Origin of the sequence: Methylobacterium sp. SyP6R (assembly GCF_019216885.1) — a bacterium.
GTDB lineage: Bacteria > Pseudomonadota > Alphaproteobacteria > Rhizobiales > Beijerinckiaceae > Methylobacterium.
The window spans coordinates 256,544-281,746 of sequence record NZ_JAAQRC020000001.1 but is presented as its reverse complement, the minus strand read 5'-3'; the positions used below and the strand labels follow the sequence as shown (position 1 = coordinate 281,746).

Sequence of the window (25,203 nt, the reverse complement as noted above, 5' to 3'; positions counted from 1 at the left end):
TTCTTTTCAGAGGCCTGGGTGGGGATGGGCATCGTGGCGGGTCGCGACGACGCGTCGGGCTGGCGCCGGAGAGCGGTTCTCGGCATAGGGAGCTGAGCCGCCGCCGTGGCGGAATCGGGTTTTCGGGGGGACGGAGCATGGGCGGGACCGCGGGAGCCGGACGGGGAGCCGCAGAGCGGCCAATCCTGCGGGTGCTGAACGGCGAGGCGCTGTCGCCGCCTCCCGCCTGGATGATGCGCCAGGCCGGGCGCTACCTGCCGGAATACCGGTCGGTGCGGGCCGAGGCCGGCTCCTTCCTCGACCTCTGCTACAACCCCGACTTCGCCACCGAGGTCACCCTCCAGCCGATCCGCCGCTTCGCCTTCGAGGCGGCGATCCTGTTCTCCGACATCCTGGTGGTGCCCCACGCGCTCGGCCAGGACGTGCGCTTCGTGGAAGGGGAGGGGCCCCGCCTCGACCCGATGGCCGGGCGGGCGGAATTCGAGGCGCTGGTCGAGGCGGGCGATCCGCGGATCATGGGCCACCTGAACCCGGTCTTCGAGACCGTCGGGCGCCTGCGGGCGGAATTGCCGTCCGAGACGACGCTGCTCGGCTTCTGCGGCGCACCCTGGACCGTGGCGAGCTACATGATCGGCGGGCGCGGCACACCGGATCTCGCGCCGGCCCGGGCGCTCGCCGCCCGCGATCCCGCCCTCCTCGACGCGCTGATCGACCGGCTGGTCGCGGTCTCGACCGAGTACCTGGTGCGCCAGTTCGAGGCCGGCGCCGATGCGGTGCAGATCTTCGAGAGCCATGCCGGCAGCCTGCCGGACGTGCCCGCGGGCGAGCCCGGCGACGCCCTGACGCGCTGGAGTTTTGGCCCGATCGCCCGGATGGTGTCGGGCATCCGCGCCCGGGTGCCGGGCGCCAGGATCATCGTCTTCGCCCGCGGCTCGGGGCTCGACGGCCATGCCCGCGTGGCCGAGGAGACCGGCGCCGACGCGGTCGGGGTGGACTGGGCCGTCGATCTGAAGGCTCTGCGGGCCCGCCTGCCGGCGTCCGTGGTCACGCAGGGCAATCTCCACCCCGAGACCCTGATCGCCGGCGGCGCGGCGCTCGACGCCGCCGTCGACGCCATCCGCGAGGCGACCGACGGCACGCCCCACATCTTCAACCTCGGCCACGGCATCACCCCGCAGACGCCGATCGCGCATGTCGAGCGGATGCTGGCGCGGTTGCGGGGGTGAGGGGAGGGGGCGTCGTACCTCGCACGCTCCTGCTCCTTCTCACCCACGACCTCATCCTGAGGTGCGACCGAAGGGAGCCTCGAAGGAGGCCTCCAGATGTCGCAGCGATCCCTGGAGCCCTCCTTCGAGGTCAGTCCATCTCCGATGGACCGACACCTCAGGATGAGGTCAAGGGTAGGATGAAATGGACAAAGCGATCGAACATCCCCCACAGGAATCACCCCACCGTGTATCTCTGGATCAAGGCCGCCCACATCATCTCGCTCATCGCCTGGATGGCGGCGATGCTCTACCTGCCGCGGCTGTTCGTCTATCACGCCGCGCTGCCGGCCGGTTCGCCTACGGCCGAGACCTTCAAGGTGATGGAGCGGCGCCTCGCCAAGGCGATCATGCTGCCGGGGATGATCGCCACCTGGATCTTCGGCATCGCCCTCATGGTGATGAGCGCCGCCTACACGCAGGGCTGGATGCACGCCAAGCTCGCCCTGGTGCTGGCGATGAGCGGCATCCACGGCTGGCTGTCGCGGATGGTCAAGGACTTCGCCGCCGACCGGAACACCCGCAGCCCGAAATTCTACCGGGTGCTCAACGAGGTGCCGACGCTGCTGATGATCGTCATCGTGATCCTGGTGGTGGTAAAGCCGTTCTGAGGGGAGCATCCATGGCCGGCATCGAAACGCAGGTTCTCTCCCTCACCCTGGCCGGGCGGTCCCTGACCCTGCCGGCCGACCGGATCGGCGAGGGCCCGCCGGCCCTGCTGCTGCCGGCCCTGTCCTCGATCGCGACCCGCGAGGAGATGCGGCCCCTGGCGACGCGGCTTTCCGCCCGCCACCGCTGCCTGGTGCCGGACTGGCCCGGCTTCGGTGCGCAACCGCGCGCCCGCGTGCCCCTCGCCCCCGACACCCTTCACGCCTTCCTCGACGCGCTCCTGGACCGGGAACCCGGCCCCTACGCGGTCGGGGTCGCGGCCGGGCATGCCGCCGGCTACCTCGTCGCCGCGGCGGCCCGGCACCCCGGCACCTTCGCCCGGCTGGTCCTGGTGGCGCCGACCTGGCGCGGCCCGCTGCCGACCGCGATGGGCGAGGAGCGCCGGCCGCTGTTCGGCCGGTTGCGCCGCGCGGTCGAGGCGCCGATCCTCGGCAACCTGCTCTATCGGCTGAACGTCAGCACGCCGATCGTGTCGCGGATGATGCAGGCCCACGTCTATGCCGATCCGGCCCGCGTCACCCCGGCTCTGCTCGCCGACAAGCGGCGGGTGACGCACCAGCCCCGCGCCCGCTTCGGCACCGCCGCCTTCGTCACCGGCGGCCTCGATCCGGTCCGGACCCGCGAGGATTTCTTCGCCCTGTTCGGCCCCGGCCTGCCGCCGGTCCTGATGCTGCAGCCGAAGGATGCCCCGCGCCGCTCCGGCGCCGAGATGACGGCGCTCGCCGAATCCGGCCTCGTGCGCAAGGTCGCCATCCCGGGGGCGCTCGCCGCCCACGAGGAGTCCCCCGAGGCGGTCGCGGCCGCGATCCTCTCCGACGCTTCCGAAGCTTGAGACGATGCGGGCGCCGCTCGCCCTCTGCCTGGTGCTCGCTGCCGGCGCCGCCGCGGCCGAGCCGGCGCCCGCCCCCTACCTGACGGCCGGCGCCCTCGGCGCCGCCGCAATCCTGCCCCCGCCGCCGAAGCCCGGCAGCCCCGCGCACGACGCCGATGCGGCGGCCTACGCGGCGACACGGGGGCTTGCCGGCTCGCCGCGCTGGGACCTCGCCACCGCCGACGTTCCCTCCGGCGTCGCCGCGCTGCTTGCCGATTTCTCCTGCGCCGCCGGCCGGCGCCTCGATCCCGGCCGGTTGCCGGCCCTCGCCGGGCTCCTCGCCCGCGCCCGCCGCGACGTGGTGGCCCTGGTGCGCGACGCGAAGGCCCGCTTCGCCCGGCCCCGGCCGCATTTCGGCAACGACGCCCCGCTCTGCGTCGACCGCAGCGAGGCGCTCGACCGGAGCTTGTCCTACCCCTCCGGCCATGCCACCGAGGGCTGGACATTCAGCCTCGTCCTCGCCGCCCTGATGCCGGAGCGCGCCACCGCCCTCCTGCGCCGCGGCCGCATCTACGGCGAGAGCCGGATCGTCTGCGGGGTGCATTGGGCGAGCGACGTCGAGGCCGGCCGCCTCGCCGGCAGCGCCCTGTTCGCCACCCTCGTCGGCGATCCCGCCTTCCGGGCCGACCTCGACCGCGCCCGGACCGACCTCGCCGCCGCAAGCCCGGAACCGGGGCCCGAGCCGGCCGCCTGCGCGCGCGAAGAGGCGACGTGGCCCTGAGGCCACAGCCCGCGCAGGTACAGGATTCCTTTCCGGAATAAAGCTTCCGGACCAGGATGTTGCCGGGCCCGTGCCCCGGCCGCGGCCTCACTCCGGGCATCGATCTTCAACTTCAAGTCGATAAATCGCCTGCAATTGGATGTGATGACGATTGACGAATCGTTACCGCAGCGATAACGAGTCGTTGATTTTGATGACCGAATCGTTATCACTTGAATCGACGCCGATCGGGTGACCGGATCTGCTTTTCCAAGACTTGTGATCCGGTTGACCGGGTTGGATGACTCTTCCATGCGCGCTGTCCGACATGATGACGGATGTGGGCTCGTCCAGGCGCGCACCATCACTGCGCTTCTTCTCGAAGATGACGATGTCGATGCCAAGCTGATCGCCCTCCAGGCGGCCAGCTTCCGGATGCTCGACATGCGCGTGCTGCGCGCCCGCTCCACCGCCGAGGCGCGCGAGCATGTCGACCGGGAGCGGATCGATCTCGCGATTCTCGATTTCTGGCTCGGCTGCGAATCGAGCCTGCGCTTCCTCGCCGAGCTGGACGCGCGGCTGCCCGGCCTGCCGGCGATCGTGCTGACCGGGCTCAGCATGCCGGACGTGCGCGAGATGTGCGTGAGCGCCGGCGCCGTGCGCTTCCTCGACAAGGCCAGCCTCACCGGCGAGGCGTTCGAGGCCGCGATCGTCGGGGTGCTCGGCCCGCGCGCCTTCCGCTCACCCGCCGCCGAGCCGACCCGCTACGGGCGGCCCGGCCTCACAATCGTCCAGACCGAGAGATGCGACCGATGAACGGCCAGATCACCTATCTCAACGCCGGATCGGGCAACGAGCAGACCATGACCGAAACGGCCCAGTCCGACGCCTCCAACACGATTGAGAAGGTCCGCGAGCTCCTCTACGGCGAGGCGATGCGCTCGCAGGGGCGCCGGCACGAGGACCTGCGCGAGGCGGTGACCGACCTCGAGCAGCGCATGGTCCAGCGCTTCAACGAGATGCAGAAGTCGATCGACGCCCTCGCCCTGTCGCTGCGGATGGAGCAGAGCAACGCCGTGCGGGCGATCGGCGGCGCGGTGACCGAGATGGGCCGGCAGATCTCCGCCCTGGCCGACCGCAACCCGTAAGCCGCGGGCCGATCCGGGATGAGAGCGGCGGCGGCCCACGGTCCGGCACAGGAGCCGATCCACGATCCGGCCCGGGATCCGACCGAAGACCCGGCCCTCCGCGACCTGAAGCGGCTGCTGCTGCGCGACGAGCACCGCGACCTCGCCGGCCTGCGGGCCGAACTGGCGCGGCTCGACCGGCGGGTCGGCACCGAGGACCGGTTCTCCCGGGCGGTCGCCGACAGCCTCGTGGTCGCCCTCAAGGTCGTCGAGGTCGAGGATCACCGCGCCCTGACCGAGGTGATCGCCCCCCTCGTCGTCGCCGGCATCCGGCGCGAGATCGCCGAATCCCGCGACCTGATGGTCGAGACGCTCTATCCCATCGCCGGCCGCATGGTGGCGGCGGCGATCGCCGCGGCCTTCCGCCAGCTCTCCGACGAGATCAACGAGACCCTCAGCCGCTCGCCGCGCCGGCTGTGGCTGCGCCTGAAGGCCGTGCTCACCGGCCGGTCCTACGCCGCCCTGGTCCTGGCCGAGCTGGCGCAAGGCCGGCTCGAACGCCTGATCCTGATCGACCGCAGCACCGGCGCGGTGCTCGCCACCACCGACCGCGACGGAGAGCCCGACGCCGATCCGGACGGCCAGCTCCACCTGATCGGCGGCCTCGTCACCGCCATCGTCGAATTCGCCGGCCAGGCGCTGAGCGACGTCAACGGCGAGCTGCGCTCGCTGGATTTCGGCGGCCGCACCGTGCTGCTGCGGGCCTCGCCGCTCCTGATCGTGGCGGGCCTCACCGAGGCCGGCCGCGGGGCCGGGCGGCTCGCCGGCGTGGTCGATGCCGAGTTCCTGCCCTTCCTCGACGCGGTCCGGCAGAACGACGAGACCCGGAATGACGGGACTCACGGCGAGGCCGGTCACGGCGCGCCGCTGGCCGCGCTCCACCGGGCCATCGCCGCGCGCCTCGTCCCGCCGCGCCCGCGGGTGCGGCCGGTGGCGGTCGCCGGCGGGCTGGTGGCCGTGGCGCTTGCCGCCTGGGCGAGCGTCGCGGTGCTGTCGGCCCGGCAGCACGCCGCCGAGACGGCCGCGCTCATCGCCATCGAGGACGCGCCCGACCTGCGCGACTCTCCCCTCCACCTCGCCTTCGACCGAGAGGCCGGCCTGATCCGGGCGGTCGGCGTGCTGCCGAGCCGCGAGGCGGCCGCCGCCTTGCGCGACCGCCTCGCCGCGGCGTTCCCGGCCTGGCCGGTCGCCGCCCGGATCGCCGTGGCCTCCGACGCCGCTTCCGCGCGGGATGCGGTCGCGACCCTCGACCGGCGCACCGATGCCCTCGCGCAAAAGGCCGACGCGCTCACCGGCCGGACCGAGGCGGTTGCGCAGAAGACCGATTTCCTCGCGGGGCGCGCCGATGCCCTCGATCGCCGCACGGATGAACTGACGACGCGCGCCGAGACCGCCGTGCAACAGGCTTCGTCGCTCGCCGCGCGCACCGAGGCCGTCGGCCGGCAGGCCGCCGCGCTCGACCGGCGCACCGACGCGCTCGCCGGCCGGACCGAGGCGCTGGCGCAAGCGACCGAGGCGACGAGGGCCGAGGCGCGGGCGCGGCTCGGCACCCTCGAGACCCGCACCGCCGCCGTCGAGGCGATCGTGCCGAGCCTCGCCCCCCGGGAGGAGGTGGCGCGGCTCGAAGCCCGCACCGACACGCCGCTCCAGCGGCTCGAGGATGCGGTCAAGCGCACCGCGATCTTCTTCGGGCCCGACGCGACCTACCGCGACCCGGCCGCCGCCGAGCGCGACCTCGCGACCCTGGCCGCGGCTTTGGCGGCGGTGGAGGGCGCGCGCCTGCGCATCGTCGGTTATGCCGACGGCACCGGGACGCCGAAGGCCAACCTGGAGGCGGCGCGGCTGCGCGCCGACCGCATCACCGCCGACCTGGAACGCCGCGGCATCCCGCGCTCGCGCCTCGTCGTCGTCAATTCGCGCCCACCTTATCCGATTACGGACGAGCGGGTCACCGGCAACCGGCGCGTCGTGTTCGAGCTCGCCTACAGCGCGGAGTAAGGTGTGGCGGCGCGCAAGATCATGATCCTGGGGGCGATCGGCGTGGGCAAGACCTCGCTCGCCAACCGGCTCGCCTTCGGCCGGTTCGAGACCAGCTACAAGGCGACGATCGGGGTCGACATCTACACCACGAATGCCGCGCTCCCCGGCGGCAAGACGATGCCGCTGGTCCTGTGGGACACCGACGGCGATTTCGGCCTCAGCATCTTCCGGACCGTCTACCTCAAGGGGGCGAGCGGGGCGCTCATCGTCGCCGACGTCACCCGGCCCGCCTCCCTCGACCAGATGGCGGCGCTGATCGCGGGCTTTCGCGAGGCGCTGCCGGGCCGCCCCTGCGCCGCGGTGCTGAACAAGAGCGATCTCGTGGCCGGCGAATCCGGCGAACCCGGCTCGGGGTTGCCGCCCGATCTCCTCGCCCGGGCGCGCGGCGCCGACGTCGTCTCGCTCGCGAGCGCCCGCACCGGGCATGGCGTGACCGGCTTGTTCGCCGAACTCGCCACCACGATCGAGCGACGGAGCCTGTAAGTGCCATGCGCGCCGCCCTCGCCCTCCCGGCCGGAGCCGACCTCTCCCGCACCCTGGCCCACCTCCTCGAGGCCGGCCTCCTCGGCGTCGCGGCGCTCGCTCCCGACGGCCGCGTGCTCGCCCGCACCGGGCCGTTGAGCGACTGGCTGCCGGAGCCCGGGCGCTCCGCCTTCGACAGCCCGATCCTGTCGGGCCTGGAGGAGGATATGCGCGCCCAGCAACGGGCGACACCTGAGCCGATCGTGCTGCCCGGCATCCGCCTCGCCATGGTGCCGGGCGCCCCGCGCTGCGACATCGCGATCTCCTGGGAGGCGGGACGGGGCGAGCACGCGGTGCTCACCACCGTCGACCAGGTCGACCGGCCGATCGACCATTGGGTGCTCCAGCAGCGCCGCGAGCAGCGTCTCCTGGAGGAGAAGATCATCGCGGCCTCGCGCGAGCTGGAGCGGATGAACCGCAACCTGCGCGACTTTGCCTCCGTCGCCGCGCACGACCTGCGGGCGCCGTTGCGCCAGATCGTGGCCTTCACGGGCATCCTGCGCACCACCCTGGGGGCGGAGGCCGGTCCGGTCGTCTCCGACAGCCTCGACACGATCGAGGGCTGCGCCGCCCGGCTCAACCGGATGACCACCGGCCTCCTCGACTATGCGCGGTTGAGCGCCGAGAGCCACACCTTCGAGCCGGTCGATCTCGGCCGTGTCGTCCTCGACGCGACCCGCAACCTCGACCTCGACCTGCGCGCCGCCGCGGCCGACCTCGTCGTCGGGCCGCTCCCGACCGTGAACGGCGTGCCGGCGCTCCTGACCAACCTGTTCCAGAACCTCGTCGCCAACAGCATCCGCTACCGCGACCCGGACCGGCCTCTGCGGATCGAGATCCGGGCCTGGCCCGGCGAGCCCGGCCGGATCACCGTGCGCGACACCGGCATCGGCGTGCCGCCGGCCTTCCACGAGGCGATCTTCGAGACCTTCGCCCGGGTGCCGAACGGCCGCGCCCCGAACGGCGTCGGACTGGGCCTGAGCATCTGCCGGCGGATCGCCGAGCTGCATGGCTGGCGCATCGGGGTCGTGGCGGAGGAGGGGCCGGGTGCGTGCTTCCGGATCGATCTGGGGTAGGGATCGTCCGGTATGGGTGTCGTCATGTCGGTCTGTTCGCCGGGCGTGCCACCGGGCGGAGGGTCACGAACTTCGCCGTCCGGCCGTCCCCATCGTAATCGACCTGCCAGACGCTCCGGATGGTGGGGTTGCGACCGTCCGGGCTGCGCAAAGGCGCTTCGAAATAGTGCTTGATCCCGTGTGGAGCCTCGAAGGCCGCAGCCCACGATGCCGGTGAGGGATGCCGCCCCAGGGCGTCCATCAGTTCAAGAGGCCGATCGGGCGAGAAGCCGAACCGCATGAGAAGGGCAGCCGTCGATGCCCCATCATCGCTGTCCACATTGAGAAGGTAGCCCGCGACCTTCGCTTCCGAGATCGTGAAGGCGGACGGATAGGGGTGGGCGGCGGTCAAGCAGTCGCGTGCCCCACGACCCGCAAAAGGGAAGCGTCCACAGTCGCGAGCGCGTCCACCGGTCGGGTGAACTCGACCTCGAAAGCCGCACCTCCAGCCCAGATCGCGACCACGGTCCCGATCGAGCCCGCCGGCACCGTCACCTGGTCATCCCCGAGGACGTCGGCCAGCAACTCGACACGATCGAGTTCCTCGATGCGAGAGGGTTCACCCCGGTCCCGAGTGGCGAGACGCGGGGACGTCTCAGTGACGAATGTGAGAACGCGGCTGGCCATGTCGAGAAGCTACGTTGTGCGCCGCGTTCTGCAAGCCCCGTCCATCGTTCGATGACGGATCCGGAGGGTGCCCGGTCGCAACCAACCGCTTCATACGATTCGGCGCGGCGATTGTCTGCGACAGCGGAAGACCCGAACGAAAACAGCGCCCGACCGCATCACGATCGGGCGCTGCCTCATTGCATCAGACTACCGCCGTCACGCCACCGTTCGCTTCCCCTTCTTCGCCCGCCGGCCGAGGATGTTGAGCACCTCGACGCCGGCCGAGAAGGCCATGGCGGTGTAGACGTAGCCCTTCGGCACGTGGGCGCCGAAACCCTCCGCGATCAGCGTCATGCCGATCATGATGAGGAAACCCAAAGCCAGCATCACCACCGTCGGGTTGGCGGCGATGAAGCGGGACAGCGGATCGGCGGCGAGCAGCATCACGCTCACCGCGGCCAGCACCGCGATCACCATGATCGGCACGTGCTCGGTCATGCCGACCGCCGTGATGATGCTGTCGATCGAGAAGACGAGATCCAGGATCAGGATCTGGCCGATCGCCGCGGCGTAGCCGAGCGAGGCGCCGCCGCCGGTCTTCTCTTCCGGGTCGGGATCGAGGCTGTGGTGGATCTCCTTGGTGGCCTTCCACAGCAGGAACAGGCCGCCGGCGATCAGGATCATGTCGCGCCAGGACAGGCCCTTCCCGAAGATCTCGAAGACCGGCTGGGTCAGGTGGACGATGTAGGCCACGGTCCCGAGCAGGGCGAGGCGCAGGATGAGCGCGAGCCCGATGCCGATGCGCCGGGCCCGCGATTGCTGCTCCGCCGGCAGCTTGTTGGTGATGATCGAGATGAAGATCAGGTTGTCGATGCCGAGCACGACCTCCATGACGACCAGGGTCGCGAGGGCGGCCCAGGCCGTCGGGTCGGCGGCGAGCTGAACGAGCGAGTCCACGGTGGACACCCCTCCTTACGGGAAGATCGAGGGGCGGCCCCGCGCCTGGCTCGGCGCGTGGAACTCCGGCGCATGGACCTGGACGGCCTGTCGCAGCACCCGCACATGGGCGGGGGTGTAGGTCGTCAACTCGCCGTCGGTGTTGACCGGGCGCGGCTTCTTGGTGCGCAGGATCACTTCCGTCGTCTGGAAGGCGCGCACGTCGGCGGCCTTGCCTTGCGTGCCCCGGCGCAGGGCCGGCAGCAGGGCGAGCAGCCGCCACCAATGGGCGACCTCCAGGCTGTAGAAGTTGAGCAGGCCGTCATCGACGGTGGCGTTCTCCTCCACCGTCATGCCGCCGCCGTAATGGCGGCCGTTGCCGACCGAGACCTGGATGGTCTTCACGGTCTCCACCGTGCCGTCATGCTCGATATAGACCGTGAACGGCCGCGCCCGGCGCAGCAGCCGGAACGCCGCCACCGCGTAGCCGACCGTGCCGAGGCGGCGCTTGAGGTCGGCCGTCAGCTCGCCGGCGAGATCGGCCGAGAAGCCGATGCTGGCGACGTTGAAGAAGTAGTGGCCGTTGACGCAGCCGAGATCGATCGGCCGGGCCGGCACCGTGGCGATCACCTCCGCCGCCTCCAGGGGATCGGCGGGCAGGCCGAGGCTGCGGGCGAGGTCGTTGGCGGTGCCGAGCGGCAGGATGCCCAGCGGCAGCTGCGCCTCCGCCAGCGCCTGGGCCGCGGCGTTGAGGGTGCCGTCGCCGCCCCCTAAGATCACCATGTCGCAGGTGCTCGCGTGGGCGTGGATCAGCGCCTTGCAGTCGGTCTCGCTAGGCGGCGGATCGACCGGCTCGATGCCGCCGCGGCGCAGGACGTCCTTCACGGCGTCGAGATCGAGGCCGCCGTTGCGGGCCTTCTTGTTGACGACGAGCAGGGCCCGCCGCGTCGCGTCAGCGCCGGACATCGGCGCCTCCCGCGACGGCACGGGAACGGATGGGGGGAACGACGCGCATGAGTGCGGGCCCTCCAGTGCGATCGTGCCGCGTCAGCACAAAGGCAGAGAAGGGGTCCGACATCGCGGTCGACGCCTCGAACCGCCAGAGGGGCCCGGACCCGGGGAGCCCTTCAGGTGGGGTCGCGGCCGCGCTTGGCAAGGTCCCGGGGAGTTCCCTTGCGCGAGATCCGCGGCAGGCGAGATCCGCGGGGGTGTGGGCAATGGGGGTATCGGGGAGGGCAGGGTGGGGGCCATGGGCCCGCAATGGAACCGTAACCGCGGCGACGAACGTTCACTCAGCTCAAGTTCCGTGCGTGATCCCCGCCTGATCGTGCTCCTCTCCCCGGGTGCCGCCCCCATGCTTCGTTCCCTTCGGCTCCGCCCCCTCCGGCCCGGCCTCGCCACCCCGTCGGCCGCCCTGCTCGGCCTCGGCCTGACCGCGCTCCTGTCCTCGGTCGCCCTGGCCCAGGGCTGGGTCGATCCGCCCGCCCGGGGTCCCCAGAGCGCCGCGCCCAAGAGCCTTGAACCCAAAAGTAGTCTTGAACCCAAAAGTCCTGCACCGGTGACGCCCACGCCGCAGGTCGCCCCGGCCGCCCGGGCCGAGGCGCCTAAGGCCCACACCCCGCGCCGGGTCGCCGAGGAGGCGCGCCGGCCGGCCCGCAGCGGAATCCACGCGGCGACGGCGGCCCGCCGCGCCGCGCGGCTCGCCCGGACGGAGCGCCCGCTCCCGGTCCAGATCCCCGCGCCCGCCCCGGTCGCGGTGTCGGACTCGCAGATGCGCGACTGGGCCGTGGCGTCGCAGCGCCTCGCCCGCGACTACCTGGCGTCGATCTCAGGATCCAACGGCACGACGCTGGCGGCGGCGCCGGGCTTCTACGGCAGCCAGGTCGTCTTCCACGGCCGGACGATGAGCGTCGCCAGCCTGATGTCCGAGAAGCGGCGCTTCGTGCAGCGCTGGCCCGAGCGCCGCTACCGGCCGCGGCCGGATTCCCTGCGCACCGCCTGCAATGCCGGGCTCGCCGTCTGTCAGGTGCGGGCCACGGTCGATTTCTCGGCCTTCAGCCCCGATCGCGGCGTCCGCTCGCAGGGTACCGTCGATCTCGAACTGGCGGTGAGCCTCGCCGGGGGGCGCCCGGTGATCATCGCCGAGAACAGCCGGGTGGTGCGCCGCGAGGCGGTGGCGAGCCGCTGACCGGACCCGGCGCCCTGTGACGGGGCGCCGATCAGGTCCCAGGAGAGTGGCATGGTATAACTCTCTTAGTTCATTGTTTTTGCATCATTTTTCGTCGAACCGGTGGCCGCTTCGGCGAATGGTGCTTAGATGAAGAGGGTGAGCGCCCGCCGGAGCGGCGGGCGGCTCGGCGAGCAGGCCCCGCGGCCGGGGGCGATGGGACGATGGCGGACATGACCTCGCGTGAGCAGTTGCAGGCGCTGATCCGGGCCGAGATCGACCGGCAGCGTCCGGTCGCGGTGGCCCGTCGCACCCTCGAACTGCTGGCGGAATCGGCGACCCGCCGGCTCGACGCAGCCCCGGGCTACCAGATCGTCGACCGGGACGGGAATCCGCGCACCCGCACGGTCGGCGGCGAGACGCGGCCCCTGACCCTGGGCGACCTCGTCGACGAGCTGCGCCGCCAGCATCCCACCATGTTCCTGGCCCCTGCCGCTCCTGCCGCCGCGCCCTCGAGCGAGGCCCCGCGGGACTGGATCGTGGTGAAGCCCGCCCCGGCGCCGCCCGAATCCCCCACCCGTCCCGCCCATGCCTCGCGCCTGCGGGAGGCCCTGGACGGGCTCGCCGCGCGCCTGCGCCGGCCGGCGCGGGAGCCGGAGGTCCCGCCGGCCGCAGCGCCGCTCGTGGGTCCGCCGGTACCGCCCGGCGAGGGGCTGAAGCCCGGCCTCGCCCGGCCGCAGAAGCTGCCCGGCAGGAGATCGTCCCGCATTCCGGCCTACGCCGTCCTCGGCGGGCTCGTCGTCCTGGGCATCGGCTACGCGGCGTTCCGCGGCGGGGGGGAACCCACCCGCGACGCCGCGGTCGCGCAGGCGCCCGGCTCCGGGATGGACCAGCCGGCGGCGGGCAAGCCCGCCGAGGCGAGACAGGCGGAGGTAAAGCCGGTGGAGACGCGCGCCGCCGAGGCGAAGCCCGCTCCGGCGCCGGACAGGCCGGCCGAGGCGAAGCGCGAGCCGGTCCAGACCGGCGCCCTGGTGCCGGACGGTCCGGTCGCCGGCGTCGCCGAGGTCCTCGACACCGCGACCCTGCGGCTCGGCGGCCGGACCCTGCGCCTCTACGGCGTCGAGGCGGCCAAGGGCGCGCAGGCGAGCGACCTCTCGGGCTATCTCGGCGGCCGGCCGGTGAACTGCCAGCCGAGCCCGGCGAAGACCGCCTGGATCTGCACCGTCGACGGGCACGACCTCTCCGAGGTGGTGCTCTACAACGGCGGCGGCCGCGCGACGCCCGAGGCGACGCCGGATCTCGTCGAGGCCGAGCGCCACGCCCGCACCGGCAAGCTCGGGGTCTGGGCCAAGCCCTGAGGCCAAGCCCTGATCGAATCCCGATCTATCGCAGCCCGGGTGCGCCGAGGAGCGCCACCAGGGCGCCCTGGCGGCCGGTGCCGGTCTTGGCGAACACCGCCTTGATCTGGCTGCGCACGGTCTCGACCGCGAGGCCGAGCCCGTCGGCGGCCTCGTCCAGGGAGACGCCGCCGGCCAGAAGTGCCGCGAGCCGCGCCTCCGCCGCGGTGAGGCCGAAGACCTGCGTGAGCAGGGCCGGATCGGGCCGCCGCTCGGCCTCGAGATCGGTGACGATGAGGAGCGCGCGGGCTCCGAGGAAGGGCGAGCGGACGCTCTCCGCCAGGGCCAAAGCGCGCAGCACCAGGGGGCGGCGGTTGCGCCGGGGCACCAGGATCGCGCCGGCGGGAGGCGGACGGTCCGGATTCAGCGCCGCGACCAGGGCGGCGACCTCGTCCCGCGCCCGCGGATCGGCGATCCGCAAACCGCCGTCGGCGACCCGGAAGGCGGCATCGAACAGGGCTTCCGCCCGCGGGTTGGCGCCGATCACCCGCCCGGCCCCGTCGAGGGCGAGGGCCGCTTGCGCGACCTGGTCGAGCCCGCGCAGGGTGCCGTCGAGGGCGGCGCGGCCGAGCGCCTCCGACAGGGCGGCGGCCTGGCCGAGCCGCCGCATCAGGCCGGCGAGCGGCCGCACCTGCGCCGCCTCGAACGGGCCGCTCCGGGTCCGGCGCTGCACCGACACCGCCCAGTGCTCAGGGCCGGCCCGGAAGCCCGCGACCGCGAACCAATGGTAGCCATGCGGCCCCAGCAACTCGTTGTAGAAGGGTGCGCGGGCCATCTCCTCGGGAGTCAGGATGTCGTGGTCGGTCACGACCTCGCCGCGCATCACCCGCGGCACGGCGCGGGTCCGCAGGTCCTTCACGTGCCAACCGTGCCCGAAATAGTCGGCGACCAGCGCGTCCACCTCGGGGGTGCAGGGCACGCCGGGGGTGCGGCGATGACTTTGCAGCAGCATCGCGCCGTCACCCCCGACCAGGGTCGAGACCTCCGCCAGCACGGCGCCCCAGCGCGAGGGATCGAGGGCCGCCTCGCCGAGCCTGTCGTCGAGGCAGCGGAGCCTGTCGTCGGTCGGGCCCATGGCTGCGCGGCTCTCGGGTTCGTCTCGGCCGACAATACGGCAGGAGACGACGACCGTCGCTAGAGCACCTCACGATCGCGTTACAATCGCGCAGCTCTCCAGGTTTTTGATTTTTCCGCATTTTCTGCGACGAACCGGCATCCGCTTCGCCGGAAAATGCTCTGGCGGCGCGAACGGATGACAGGATGTCCGCGAAAGGCCGAATGGGGGGGCCGGGGGAGGGACGCGAACGTTCCTCCCTCCCGGCGAACGGCACCGCCCCTCACGGGGGACACGATGCGCGCGATCCGATGCGTGCTTCGACGAGCCGCAAAAAAGTGACCTCGCCCTCACCCCCCGTAATGCCGCGCCAGCACCTCGCGCACCCGCGCCACCATCTCGTCCACCGGCACCGAGAACTGGGCCGGCCGGGCGGCCTTCCACTCGGCGTTGCTGGCGATGGCGTCCGCCGCCTTGGCGCCCTCGATCAGGTCCTTGATCTGGACCTCCCCCTTCGCCCGCTCGTCGCTGCCCTGGATGACGACGCACGGCGCGCCGCGGCGGTCGGCGTACTTCATCTGGGCCTTCATGCCGGAGGCGCCGAGATAGAGTTCGGAGCGGATGCCGGCCTGGCGCAAGGACGCGACCAGGGCCTGGTAGGCGGCGGTCTCCTCGCGGTCGAGCACCAGGATCACCACCGGGCCGGGCGCGCTCTTGCCCGACACGATCGGGCTGCGGACCACCTGGAGGGCGGAGAAGAGGCGCGAGACGCCGACCGAGAACCCGGTCGCCGGCACCGGCTCGGAGCGGAAGCGGCCGACGAGGCCGTCATAGCGCCCGCCGCCGGCGACCGAGCCGAAGCGCACGGTCTGGCCGTCCTCGTTGACGACCGGAAAGGTCAGCTCGGCCTCGAAGACCGGGCCGGTATAGTATTCGAGGCCGCGCACCACGGAAGGATCGGCCCGCACCCGGTCGTGGCCGTAGCCCGCCGCCTCGCACAGCTTCATGATCGCGTGCAGTTCGGCGATGCCCTGGCGCCCGGTCTCGGAGGAGCCGACGACCTCGCCCCAGCCGCCGAAGAAATTTTCCCAGAAGGCGAGGCGGTCGCCGCCCTCGGTGGGAGCGGCCTGGAACGAGACGTAGCGCAGGATGCGCTCGATCGCCTCGTCGGACAGGCCGGCGCCCTTGGTGAAGTCGCCGCTCTCGTCCTTGCGGCCGGGGCCGAGGAGCAGGCGCACGCCGTCGGCACCCAGGCGATCGAGCTTGTCGATCGCCCGGAGCACCGTGAGGCGCCGCCCGGCCTGGTCGTCGCCGCCGAGACCGATCGCCTCCATCACGCCGTCGAGGACCTTGCGGTTGTTGACCTTCACCACGTAGTCGCCGCGGCCGATGCCGACCTTCTCCAGGGTGTCGGCGGCCATCATGCAGATCTCGGCATCCGCCGCGACGGTGGGCGCGCCGACGATGTCGGCGTCGAACTGCATGAACTGGCGGAAGCGCCCCGGGCCCGGCTTCTCGTTGCGGAAGACATAGCCGGCGCGGTAGCTGCGATAGGGTTTGGGGAGCGCGTCGAAATTCTCGGCGACGTAGCGGGCGAGCGGTGCCGTCAGGTCGTAGCGCAGGGACAGCCAGGATTCGTCGTCGTCCTGGAACGAGAACACGCCCTCGTTCGGCCGGTCGAGGTCGGGCAGGAATTTTCCCAGTGCCTCGGTATACTCGATGAACGGGGTCTCGACCGCCTCGAAGCCGTAGAGCTCGAAGCTCTCGCGGATCTTGTCCAGCATCCGGTTCGTCGCGGCGATCTCGGCCGGCCCGCGGTCGACGAGGCCGCGCGGCAGGCGGGGCTTGAGGGTGGCGGCCTTCTCGGCCTTCGCGGGCTTGGACATCGGGTCTCGCACATCGAGCGTTCGGCGCGGCCTCGGGCGCCCGTCGTCAGGGACGGGCCCGGGCGGGAGGCCGGCGCGGGGTTCGCCGGGCTCTAGCCCATTTGCCGGCGCCTGCAAACCGACCCGCCCTCACGCCTCCCCACCGGCGAGCCACCGCACCCGCGCCGCCTCGAGCCCCCAGACCATGCCGAGCATCATGTAGACGTGACGCCACTTCTCCATGTCGATCTGCATCGCCTGGAGGAAGAACATCAGGAGCGCCGGCACCACGATCTGGGCGTGGCGCCGGTAGGGCGTGTCCTGGCTCATCAGCCGGAAGCCCACCCGGGTGGTCATCAGCACCAGGAACACGAAGGCGACGCCGGCGACCCAGCCGCCATTGGCGAAGGCGCCGATATAGGAATTGTGCGGCTCGAGGTTGAAGGTGCGGCGCCAGCGCAGGGGGCCCATCCCGAGCGGATCCTCGATCAGCATGCCGATGCCGCGCAGCTGGTTGCCGAAGCGGCCGGTCTCGCCCTCGTCGTAATCCTGCGTGACGGCGGCGCGCTTCGAGAACGTCTCGCCGACGTCGCCGACGGAGAGGAGGCCGACGAGCGCCACCGCCCCGAACCCCGCCGTGAGGCCGGCCAGCAGCACGATGCGGCGGCGCAAGACGGGGGCGCTGGTGCGGTAGAGCATCACGACCATCAGGGCGCCCATCGCCAGGGTGCCGCCCCAGGAGCCGCGGGAGAACGACAGGAACACGCCGGCGAGCACGATGAACAGGCTCAAGGCCGACAGGAGCGGCCGCCGGGCGCGGCCGGTGAGGAGATCGTGCAGCAGGTAGAAGGCGCCCAGCGTCAGGAACGAGCCGAACACGTTCGGGTCCTGGAAGGTGCCGGACGCCCGGCCGTACTTGCTGAACAGCTCCTCGTTGCCGATCAGCCCGAGATAGCCGCCGATGCCGAGGCCGGCGCTGAGCAGCGTGCTGGCGGTGTAGACCTTCAGGGCGAGCTCGATCCGCCGGTCGCTCTCGTCGGAGAAGAACATCGCGAAGAAGATGCCGGTGACGGCGAGGTAGCACAGCTGCACCGTCCAGACCGGCGGCAGCTCCTCGTCGAGATAGGGCATCAGGGCCACCACGGTGGCGCCGACATAGACGAGCAGCACCAGGACGAGGGGCACCGCGCCCCGGTACAGCCGCACGCCGAGCAGGACCCAGAGCACGATCGCCGGGATCGCCACGATGTCGTAGGGCGACGTGTCCGAGAAGGCGAAGCAGGCGAAGAAGATGAACGCCGCCATCAGGACGTGGCCGAAGCCGCGCAGCAGCGACAGGAACGGCACCGCCGCGAGGTCGCGGCGCGGCAGGACGAACGTGGCCATCGGGCGCCTCTCGGAGTGACGACGCCCGGGAGGTTAGCGGCGGGATGGTGTGCGGCGGCTGAAGCGACAGGGTTAATGAAGCATGAAAGATCGAGGTAAAACGTATTCCGTCCGCGACCTCATCCTGAGGTGCGAACGCAGTGAGCCTCGAAGGAGGGCTCCGGGGATCGCCGGGGCTCCTGGAGCCCTCCTTCGAGGCCAGTCGACCGTCGATCGACCAACACCTCAGGATGAGGTGGGTGGATGAGATATATCCATGCTGGCTGCTCGTTTTCGGCAGATCGATCCGCTCGAACAGACTCTCAGGACAAGATCGTGAGTCGGAACGATCGCGAACAGGTCGATTGGACCCATCGAACGGCGCGGCCCCGCCGCGGAACGCGCGACGGGGCCGGATATCCAGAAGAGCCGGTACGCAACTTGGCTCCCCGTGAGAATGGCGTGACGCGATGAATCTTTCGTCAACGCGCCGCGAGCCTCCTCTCAACGCGCCGCGAGCCTCCGCTCAACGCGCCGCGAGCTTCGCCGCGACAGGCGCCACGCCGGCCCGGTCCGGGCCCTCGGCGGCGAGCGCGGCTTGCGCGCGGGCGGCGTAGCGGCGGGCCAGCGTCGCGCAGGCCATGAGCTGGACCTGATGGAACAGCATCAAGGGCAGCAGGATGCCGCCGACATCCTGGCCGGCGAAGATCACGTTCGCCATCGGCACGCCCGAGGCCAGGCTCTTCTTCGAGCCGCAGAACACGATGGTGATCTCGTCCTCCCGCGAGAAGCCGAGGAGGCGGCTCGCGGTGGTGGTGATCGTCAGCACCAGGGCGAGCAGGACGAGGTCGACGACCAGCATGGTGGCGAGCGCCGGCAGGGGCGTGCGGCTCCACAGGCCCGTCGCCACCGCGTGGCTGAAGGCGATGTAGACGATGAGCAGGATCGAGCCGCGATCCACCACCATGGTCAGGGGCTTGTGCCGGGTCAGCCAGGGCCCGAGCCGCGGCTGCAGCAATTGGCCGACCGCGAAGGGCAGGAGCAGCTGGGCCATGATCTTGCCCACCGCCCCCCAGTCGAAGCTGTGGTGGCTGCCTTGCGTGTTCAGCAGCACCGCGACGAGGAGCGGGGTGATGAGCATGCCGAGGATGTTCGAGGCCGAGGCCGAGCAGATCGCCGCCGGCACGTTGCCCCCCGCCACCGACGTGAAGGCGATGGAGGATTGCACGGTGGAGGGCAGGACGCACAGGAACAGCACGCCCGCAGCGAGCGCCGGGGTCAGCAGGGCCGGGCTGAGCAGGCCGGCGGCCAGCCCGAGGATCGGGAACAGCACGAAGGTCGAGGCGAAGACCACGAGGTGCAGGCGCCAATGCACCAGGCCGGCGATCGCCGTCTGGCGGTCGATGCGCGCGCCGTGCAGGAAGAACAGGAGCGCGATCATGCCGTCGGCGAAGACGCCGAGCCACTCGGCCGCCCGGTCCTGCACCGGCAGGACGCTGCCGAGGATCAGGGCGCCGACGATCATCAGCGTGAAGTTGTCGGGGCGAAAGCGCGAGAGCATGGCGGGCCGGCGGGTCTGGGAGGAATTGTCGAGAGGGGTCCCGGTCTTCCTAACCGGCGGGCGCCCGGATGGGTACGCGGGGCGCGAGGATTACAGTTATCGTGAAATGCGATAGCCTGCGCGTCGTTCATGCAGGATGCCGAGAGCCGCCGTGACCCGCCTGATCGACCCCGTGCTGCTGCGCACCCTGGCGGCGGTGGTGCGCAGCCGCAGCTTCAGCCGGGCGGCCGAGCAGCTCGGCCTCGGCCAGTCGACGGTGAGCCAGCACGTCCAGCGCCTGGAGGCGCAGACCGGCCACCGGCTGGTGGCGCGCGACACCCATTCGGTGGCGCTGACCCCGGAGGGCGAGACGGTCTTGGGCTTCGCCCGCACGGTGCTCGACGCCCACGAGCGGCTGGAGCGGGCGCTCTCCGGCGGCCCGGTGCGGGGCAAGGTCCGCTTCGGCGCCTCGGAGGATTTCGTGCAGAGCCGGCTGTCGGAGGTCCTGCGCGATTTCCGCGAGGCCTATCCGTCGGTCGACCTCGAACTGAGCGTGGCGCTCACGGGCTTCCTCCACGACGCGCTGGCGCGGGGCGAACTCGACCTCGTGCTCGGCAAGCGCCATGTCGGCGAGACGCAAGGCATGCTGGTGCGGCGCGACCGGCTGGTCTGGGTCGGGATCCCGACTGCCCTGCCGGAGCGGGGCGAGCCGGTGGCGCTGGCGAGCTTCCCGGCGCCCAGCATCACCCGGGCGGTGGCGCTCGCCGCGCTCACGCAGGAGGGCCGGCCTTTTCGCATCACCTGCACCTGCGCCAGCCTCAGCGGGTTGCGCGCCGCGGCGCTCGCCGGTGTCGGCGTGATGGCGCAGCCCCGCAGCCTGATCCCGGACGGCTTGCAGGAACTGGCCCACCCGGACCTGCCGCGGCTGGCCGATGTCGAGTTCGTGCTGTCCGGACCGGGGCTCCACCGCGAGCCGAGCCGGGCCCTGGCGCACGAGATCCTGAACGCGGATATCTGGGATTGAGGCCGCGTCCAGGTGACGATCCGATCGGGCCGATCGGGGTTCAGTACCCGATGGCGCCGCGCTTGAAGCCGAAGCCCGGGACCTCGCAGCCGCAGGAGCTGTTGAGGGGCGCCGGCCGGGTCGGGCAGTTGCCGCGGGCGGTGACGCAGATCCGGCCGATGCGGCCGCCATACTCGCGATAGCCCGGCCGGTCGTAATCGTCGCGGCGGTAGCGCGGGCGGTCGTAGTCGTAGCGCTCCTCGTAGCGGCGGCGCGGGCGATAATCCTCGTCGTAGCCGTACTGCGCGAAGGCAGGCGCGACGCCGAGGCCGAGGGTCAGGGCGGCCAGGGCCGCAATCGTCACGGTTCTCACGGATCTCTTCTCCCTGTCGGCAAGTTGCCGGATCGTGTCCATGGGTCACGCTTAAGCGTCCGCACATGAACGCCGGCTGAGGCGATTCGGTGCCGTTGCGACAGCCGGAACGGTGAAGAATCGCCGTCCCCTGTCGATCGGGCAAAGGTTGTCGTGGGCGCAGGGCGTCGCCACTTAATCCCAGCATCATTCCGACAGAGCGGGCCGGCCGCACGACGGACCGGCCGCAAAGCACAGGGACGCCGACAGTGAAGGACGCGGAGATGGAGCTCCTGAAGCTCGCTGCCCTCGACGCCGACGATCTCGCGGTCATCTCGACCCACCTCCAGGATGCGGTCCTGCGGACCGGAGACCTCGCCTACCTGCCCCGGGAGCGGCGCTTTGCCCTGGTGGCGCGGCGCTTCGACTGGGAATGCCCCGACGGCGTCCCGCCCCGGCGGCGGCTGACCGGCCTGCACTTCGAGCGGGTGCTCTCCGTCCGCTGCCGCAACATTTCTCGCGAGGAGCCCGACAGCCCGCTCGAGCTTTTGGCCGTCACCTTCGAGCCCGGCGAGGCGCCGTCCGGTATCGCCACCCTGGTCTTCTCCGGCGGGGCTGCGATCCGGCTCGAGCTCGAATGCATCGAGGCGGCGATGCGCGATCTCGGCCCGGTCTGGCAGGCCGAGAGCAAGCCGGTCCACGCCCCCCTCGACGCGGCCTGAAATTTTTGGCAGTCGGCGGGTCTTGGCGGGATCCTCCGACGGGATCCCTTGCCCGCCGACCACGAGACCGGACACAGCATGCAGCGCCTCGATTCCCGCGATCCCGATTTCGAGTCGCACTTCGCCCGCCTGCTCTCGGTCAAGCGCGAGGTGGCGGAGGATGTCGACAATGCGGTGCGCGACATCATCCGCGACGTGGTCGAGCGCGGCGACGCCGCGCTGATCGACTACACGACGCGCTTCGACCGGCTCGCGCTCACGCCGGAGACCATCCGGGTCTCGGCGGACGAGATCGACGCCGCGACCGCCGCCTGCTCGAAGGAAGCCCTCGACGCCCTGGCTCTGGCGAAGGATCGGATCGAGACCTACCACCGCGCCCAGGTGCCGGCCGACCACCGCGAGACCGACGCGCTGGGCGTGACGCTGGGCTGGCGCTGGACCGCGCTCGAATCGGTCGGCCTCTACGTGCCGGGCGGCACCGCGAGCTATCCCTCCTCGGTGCTGATGAACGCGGTGCCGGCCAAGGTCGCGGGCGTGCCGCGCCTCGCCATGGTGGTGCCGACGCCGGACGGGGTCACCAACCCGCTGGTGCTCGCCGCCGCCAGGCTCGCCGGCGTCGACGAGGTCTTTCGGGTCGGCGGCGCGCAAGCCGTGGCGGCGCTCGCCTACGGCACGGCGACAATCCGCCCGGTCGCCAAGATCGTCGGGCCGGGCAACGCCTACGTGGCGGCGGCCAAGCGCCGGGTCTTCGGCCAGGTCGGCATCGACATGATCGCCGGCCCGTCCGAGGTGCTGATCCTCGCCGATTCCTCCGCCAACCCGGACTGGGTCGCGGCCGACCTGCTCGCCCAGGCCGAGCACGACACGGCCGCGCAAGCCATCCTGGTCACCGACAGCGACGCCCTGGCCGAGGCGGTCGCGGCGGCGGTGGAGGGGCAGTTGAAGACCCTGCCGCGCAGCGAGATCGCCACCGCGAGCTGGCGCGATTACGGCGCCATCGTGCGGGTCGCGCGCCTGTCCGACGCGATCCCGCTCGTCGACCGCCTGGCGCCGGAGCACCTGGAAATCGAATCGTCGGATGCCGAGGACCTGGCGGCGCGGGTGCGCAATGCCGGGGCGATCTTCCTCGGCGCGCACACGCCGGAGGCGATCGGCGACTATGTCGGCGGCCCCAACCACGTCCTGCCGACCGCCCGCTCGGCCCGGTTCTCCTCCGGCCTCGGCGTCCTCGACTTCATGAAGCGGACCTCGCTTCTCTCCTGCACGCCCGAGGCCCTGCGGGCGCTCGGCCCCGCCGCTTTGGCGCTCGGCCGCTCGGAGGGGCTGGAGGGTCATGCCCGCTCGGTGGCGATCCGCCTGAACCTTTAACCGGTCCCGTCCCATCCTACGTCCGGCTTGCGCGGGCGGCGGCACTCGCGTCTTTTGCACGCCCTGACAAGACCCCGCGAGACGGGGGAGGAGATCCGATGGCGAGCGAGGCTCCCGATCCGCGACAGCGCCTGGCGGCGGTGACGCTCGACGAGGATTCGATCGGGCGCGGCAACCCCGACCAGGAGCACGAGCGCGCCATCGCGATCTACGACATCCTGGAATCGAACAGTTTTCGCGTGGCCAATCACGATGGCGGGCCCTACGCGCTGGCGCTGGGCCTCGTCGAGAACAAGCTGTCCTTCGCGATCTCGACCGCCGACGGCCAGCCGGTGATGACCCATCTCCTGTCGCTGACGCCGTTCCGCGGCGTGATCCGCGACTACGAGATGATCTGCGACAGCTACTTCAAGGCGATCCGCACCGCCTCGCCGAGCCAGATCGAGGCGATCGACATGGGCCGGCGCGGGGTCCACAATGAGGCCTCGGACCTTCTTCTCCAGCGCCTGGACGGCAAGGTGGAGATCGACCACGACACCGCCCGCCGGCTGTTCACCCTGATCTTCGCCCTGCACTGGAAGGGCTGAGCCGGTGTCCGGAAGCCCCCTTCCGGACAGCGCCGCTCCCGCGGGACCCGACCCGTCGAAGCCGGATTCCGCGAGACCGGGCAGGCGGGTGCAGTCGGTGCTGTTCGTCTGCAACTTCAACGCCGTGCGCTCGGCTTGCGCCGAGGCGCTGGCCCGGCACTATTTCGGGAAGTCGGTCTACGTGCAGTCCGCCGGCGTGCGCAGCGGCGAGCCCACCGACCCGTTCATGATCTCCGCCCTCGACGAGATCGGCATCGACGCCTCGCGCCACCGCCCCCGCACCCTGGAGGAGCTGGAGGAGTGGGAGGGCCTGAACTTCGACCTGATCGTCTCGCTCTCGCCGGAGGCCCACCACGCCGCCCTGGAACTGACCCGGACGGTCGCGGCCGACGTCGAGTACTGGCCGACCCCGGACCCGACCGTGTCGCAGGGCTCCCGCGAGCAGCGCCTCGACGCCTATCGCGACGTGCGGGACGGGTTGGGGTTCCGCATAAGGCAGCGGTTGCGGTGAGGGCGTCGGCTTCCCTCAAGCCATCTTTATCGTTCGATTTTTCCCTTCCGCAGCCTCATCCTGAGGGTCAGTCGATCGAAGATCGACTGACCTCGAAGGAGGGCTCCGGAGAGCGCATAGACGTCTTGAGCCCTCCTTCGAGGCTCAGCGATCTTCGATCGCCCGCATCTCAGGATGAGGTCGCGGATGGGACAAAGCCGGTTGCTGCTGTGCTGGCCTACAATCCCACCAGCCGCCCCAACGCCACCACCCCCATCCCGGCCAGCACCGCCGCCAGCTCGAACCGGGTCAGCGCCATCACGCCGGCCGCCGTCACGAGGCCGAGAAGGCCCGGCAGGCCGGCGGCGAGGCCGGTGGGCACGGCGGTCGCCACCACGATCGAGCCCGGCAGGGCGCGCAATCCCCGCTCGACCCGGGGGGTGAGGCGCACCCGGCTCATCAGCACCACGCCGGAGGCGCGGCAGAGATAGGTGACGAGGGCGAGCGCCAGGATGGCGATCCAGGGCCCGGCGGGTCCGGCGAGCAGCGCATCGATCATCGCGCCGCCCCGTCGTCGACGAGGAGGCCGGTGACGAGGCCGGCCGCCGCGCCCGCCGCGATGAAGGCGTAGCCCGGCACCAGCCGCTGCACCACCAGCGCCACCAGGCCCGAGGCGAGCCAGGGCAGGGCCGGCCGCACCCCGCGCCAGAGCGGCGCCAGCATGGCGGCGAAGAAGATCGGCAGGATCATGTCGAGGGCGTAGGCCCGGGGCTGGGTCACCAGGGCGCCCGCCAGGTGGCCGGCCGCCGTCGAGGCGACCCAGAGCGGCCACAGGCCGATGCCGGCGCCGAACAGCACGCCGAGATCGCGGCCGCCCTCGGAACGGTGGCGCACGCCGATGAGCCAGCTCGCATCGACGAGGACGAACAGCGTCATCGCCGTGCGCCAGAGCGGCGTGCCGCGCATCCAGGGCTGGATCGTCGCGCCCATCAGGATCATGCGGGCGTTGATGAGCCCGGTCACCGTCATGGCGGCGAGGAGCGCGCTCACCGTCCAGGGCTGGCCCCAGACCTCGAGGGTGACCATCTGGGCCGAGCCGGCATAGACCAGCGCACTGGCGCCCGCGGCCTCCGCCAGGCTCAGGCCCCGCTGGGCCGCCGCCGCCCCGAAGGCGGCGCCGAACACCGCGATGCTGGGCCAGAGCGGCAGGCTGAGCCGGATGCCCGTGAGGATGCCGGCCCGGGTGAACGGCGCGGCGGACGCGTGGGACATGGGAGCAGGAAACCGGGAGCGGGAGGCCCGTTCTGTCGCGCAAGCCTGCGGCAGCCGTCAATCCGGTCCGCGTGCCTGCCTGGGTTGCGGGCTCCGCGCCCGCCACG

General features: G+C 71.6%; 27 protein-coding genes. 16 read left to right on the top strand and 11 right to left on the bottom strand.

The window, feature by feature from the left end; translation table 11 throughout:
* The first annotated feature begins 137 nt into the window (after positions 1-137).
* From hemE to HBB12_RS01290, 9 genes are all read left to right on the top strand, one after another.
* Positions 138-1,226, top strand: a complete 1,089-nt coding sequence (gene hemE, locus HBB12_RS01330; protein WP_236987692.1) for a uroporphyrinogen decarboxylase — start codon at positions 138-140, stop codon at positions 1,224-1,226.
* Positions 1,227-1,405: 179 nt separating this feature from the next.
* On the top strand, positions 1,406-1,876 hold the full coding sequence (gene hemJ / locus HBB12_RS01325; protein WP_236987691.1) for a protoporphyrinogen oxidase HemJ: 471 nt from the start codon (positions 1,406-1,408) through the stop codon (positions 1,874-1,876).
* Positions 1,877-1,896: 20 nt separating this feature from the next.
* Positions 1,897-2,766, top strand: a complete 870-nt coding sequence (locus HBB12_RS01320; protein WP_236992626.1) for an alpha/beta fold hydrolase — start codon at positions 1,897-1,899, stop codon at positions 2,764-2,766.
* A gap of 4 nt (positions 2,767-2,770) precedes the next feature.
* On the top strand, positions 2,771-3,526 hold the full coding sequence (locus tag HBB12_RS01315; RefSeq protein ID WP_236987690.1) for an acid phosphatase: 756 nt from the start codon (positions 2,771-2,773) through the stop codon (positions 3,524-3,526).
* 291 nt (positions 3,527-3,817) lie between these two features.
* On the top strand, positions 3,818-4,321 hold the full coding sequence (locus tag HBB12_RS01310; protein WP_236987689.1) for a response regulator: 504 nt from the start codon (positions 3,818-3,820) through the stop codon (positions 4,319-4,321).
* Positions 4,318-4,653 (top strand): hypothetical protein, encoded by a 336-nt coding sequence (locus tag HBB12_RS01305; protein ID WP_236987688.1) that lies wholly within the window; start codon positions 4,318-4,320, stop codon positions 4,651-4,653. Before HBB12_RS01310 ends, HBB12_RS01305 begins: the two co-directional genes overlap by 4 nt.
* 18 nt (positions 4,654-4,671) lie before the next feature.
* Positions 4,672-6,690, top strand: coding sequence for an OmpA family protein (locus HBB12_RS01300; protein ID WP_236987687.1), 2,019 nt, complete (start codon positions 4,672-4,674; stop codon positions 6,688-6,690).
* Between the two features lie 3 nt (positions 6,691-6,693).
* On the top strand, positions 6,694-7,215 hold the full coding sequence (locus HBB12_RS01295) for a Rab family GTPase (protein WP_236987686.1): 522 nt from the start codon (positions 6,694-6,696) through the stop codon (positions 7,213-7,215).
* A 5-nt stretch (positions 7,216-7,220) separates the two neighbouring features.
* Positions 7,221-8,330, top strand: coding sequence for a sensor histidine kinase (locus tag HBB12_RS01290; RefSeq protein WP_236987685.1), 1,110 nt, complete (start codon positions 7,221-7,223; stop codon positions 8,328-8,330).
* A gap of 22 nt (positions 8,331-8,352) precedes the next feature.
* On the opposite strand, the gene HBB12_RS01285 is transcribed toward HBB12_RS01290, so the two are convergent.
* From HBB12_RS01285 to HBB12_RS01270, 4 genes are all read right to left on the bottom strand, one after another.
* Entirely contained in the window at positions 8,353-8,721 is a 369-nt protein-coding gene (locus HBB12_RS01285) for a DUF6883 domain-containing protein (RefSeq protein WP_236987684.1), read from the bottom strand.
* Positions 8,718-8,996 (bottom strand): DUF4926 domain-containing protein, encoded by a 279-nt coding sequence (locus HBB12_RS01280; protein ID WP_236987683.1) that lies wholly within the window; start codon positions 8,994-8,996, stop codon positions 8,718-8,720. Before HBB12_RS01280 ends, HBB12_RS01285 begins: the two co-directional genes overlap by 4 nt.
* A gap of 198 nt (positions 8,997-9,194) precedes the next feature.
* Positions 9,195-9,935, bottom strand: a complete 741-nt coding sequence (locus tag HBB12_RS01275; protein WP_236987682.1) for a TerC family protein — start codon at positions 9,933-9,935, stop codon at positions 9,195-9,197.
* A gap of 15 nt (positions 9,936-9,950) precedes the next feature.
* Positions 9,951-10,880: a lipid kinase gene (locus HBB12_RS01270; RefSeq protein ID WP_236987681.1), complete on the bottom strand. Its 930-nt coding sequence runs from the start codon at positions 10,878-10,880 to the stop codon at positions 9,951-9,953.
* A gap of 388 nt (positions 10,881-11,268) precedes the next feature.
* On the opposite strand from HBB12_RS01270, the gene HBB12_RS01265 reads away from it, so the two are divergent.
* The gene (locus tag HBB12_RS01265) at positions 11,269-12,102 is read left to right on the top strand and encodes a flagellar biosynthesis protein FlhF (protein WP_272913239.1); all 834 of its coding nucleotides are present in this window, start codon (positions 11,269-11,271) and stop codon (positions 12,100-12,102) included.
* A 212-nt stretch (positions 12,103-12,314) separates the two neighbouring features.
* Positions 12,315-13,439 carry a thermonuclease family protein gene (locus HBB12_RS01260; RefSeq protein WP_236987680.1) on the top strand — a complete coding sequence of 375 codons (1,125 nt, stop codon included), beginning with the start codon at positions 12,315-12,317 and terminating at the stop codon, positions 13,437-13,439.
* Between the two features lie 25 nt (positions 13,440-13,464).
* Here the strand turns inward: HBB12_RS01260 and HBB12_RS01255 are convergent, their stop codons facing one another.
* From HBB12_RS01255 to HBB12_RS01240, 4 genes are all read right to left on the bottom strand, one after another.
* Positions 13,465-14,553, bottom strand: a complete 1,089-nt coding sequence (locus HBB12_RS01255; RefSeq protein ID WP_236987679.1) for a helix-turn-helix transcriptional regulator — start codon at positions 14,551-14,553, stop codon at positions 13,465-13,467.
* A 329-nt stretch (positions 14,554-14,882) separates the two neighbouring features.
* Positions 14,883-16,418: a histidine--tRNA ligase gene (gene hisS / locus HBB12_RS01250; RefSeq protein WP_236987678.1), complete on the bottom strand. Its 1,536-nt coding sequence runs from the start codon at positions 16,416-16,418 to the stop codon at positions 14,883-14,885.
* 129 nt (positions 16,419-16,547) lie between these two features.
* Positions 16,548-17,783 carry an O-antigen ligase family protein gene (locus HBB12_RS01245; RefSeq protein ID WP_236987677.1) on the bottom strand — a complete coding sequence of 412 codons (1,236 nt, stop codon included), beginning with the start codon at positions 17,781-17,783 and terminating at the stop codon, positions 16,548-16,550.
* A 505-nt stretch (positions 17,784-18,288) separates the two neighbouring features.
* Positions 18,289-19,323: a bile acid:sodium symporter family protein gene (locus HBB12_RS01240; protein ID WP_236987676.1), complete on the bottom strand. Its 1,035-nt coding sequence runs from the start codon at positions 19,321-19,323 to the stop codon at positions 18,289-18,291.
* A gap of 151 nt (positions 19,324-19,474) precedes the next feature.
* Here HBB12_RS01240 and HBB12_RS01235 point away from each other — a divergent pair, with 151 nt between their 5' ends.
* A complete protein-coding gene (locus tag HBB12_RS01235) occupies positions 19,475-20,326 on the top strand; it encodes a LysR substrate-binding domain-containing protein (protein WP_236987675.1) in 852 nt (283 codons plus the stop codon).
* A gap of 40 nt (positions 20,327-20,366) precedes the next feature.
* Here the strand turns inward: HBB12_RS01235 and HBB12_RS01230 are convergent, their stop codons facing one another.
* Complete coding sequence (locus tag HBB12_RS01230) at positions 20,367-20,678, bottom strand: hypothetical protein (RefSeq protein WP_236987674.1); 312 nt, start codon at positions 20,676-20,678, stop codon at positions 20,367-20,369.
* A gap of 263 nt (positions 20,679-20,941) precedes the next feature.
* On the opposite strand from HBB12_RS01230, the gene HBB12_RS01225 reads away from it, so the two are divergent.
* The 4 genes from HBB12_RS01225 to HBB12_RS01210 all read left to right on the top strand — a co-directional run bounded on the left by HBB12_RS01225 (position 20,942) and on the right by HBB12_RS01210 (position 23,845).
* The gene (locus tag HBB12_RS01225; protein WP_236987673.1) at positions 20,942-21,379 is read left to right on the top strand and encodes a DUF2948 family protein; all 438 of its coding nucleotides are present in this window, start codon (positions 20,942-20,944) and stop codon (positions 21,377-21,379) included.
* Positions 21,380-21,457: 78 nt separating this feature from the next.
* Complete coding sequence (hisD, locus tag HBB12_RS01220; RefSeq protein WP_236987672.1) at positions 21,458-22,747, top strand: histidinol dehydrogenase; 1,290 nt, start codon at positions 21,458-21,460, stop codon at positions 22,745-22,747.
* 98 nt (positions 22,748-22,845) lie between these two features.
* Entirely contained in the window at positions 22,846-23,334 is a 489-nt protein-coding gene (locus HBB12_RS01215) for a UPF0262 family protein (RefSeq protein WP_236987671.1), read from the top strand.
* Positions 23,335-23,422: 88 nt separating this feature from the next.
* Positions 23,423-23,845, top strand: a complete 423-nt coding sequence (locus tag HBB12_RS01210; RefSeq protein ID WP_048465878.1) for an arsenate-mycothiol transferase ArsC — start codon at positions 23,423-23,425, stop codon at positions 23,843-23,845.
* A 217-nt stretch (positions 23,846-24,062) separates the two neighbouring features.
* Here HBB12_RS01210 and HBB12_RS01205 read toward each other — a convergent pair whose 3' ends face one another.
* Together HBB12_RS01205 and HBB12_RS01200 are read right to left on the bottom strand one after the other, a co-directional pair.
* Entirely contained in the window at positions 24,063-24,383 is a 321-nt protein-coding gene (locus HBB12_RS01205) for a branched-chain amino acid transport AzlD family protein (RefSeq protein WP_236987670.1), read from the bottom strand.
* Positions 24,380-25,096: an AzlC family ABC transporter permease gene (locus HBB12_RS01200; RefSeq protein ID WP_236987669.1), complete on the bottom strand. Its 717-nt coding sequence runs from the start codon at positions 25,094-25,096 to the stop codon at positions 24,380-24,382. Before HBB12_RS01200 ends, HBB12_RS01205 begins: the two co-directional genes overlap by 4 nt.
* Positions 25,097-25,203 lie beyond the last annotated feature (107 nt).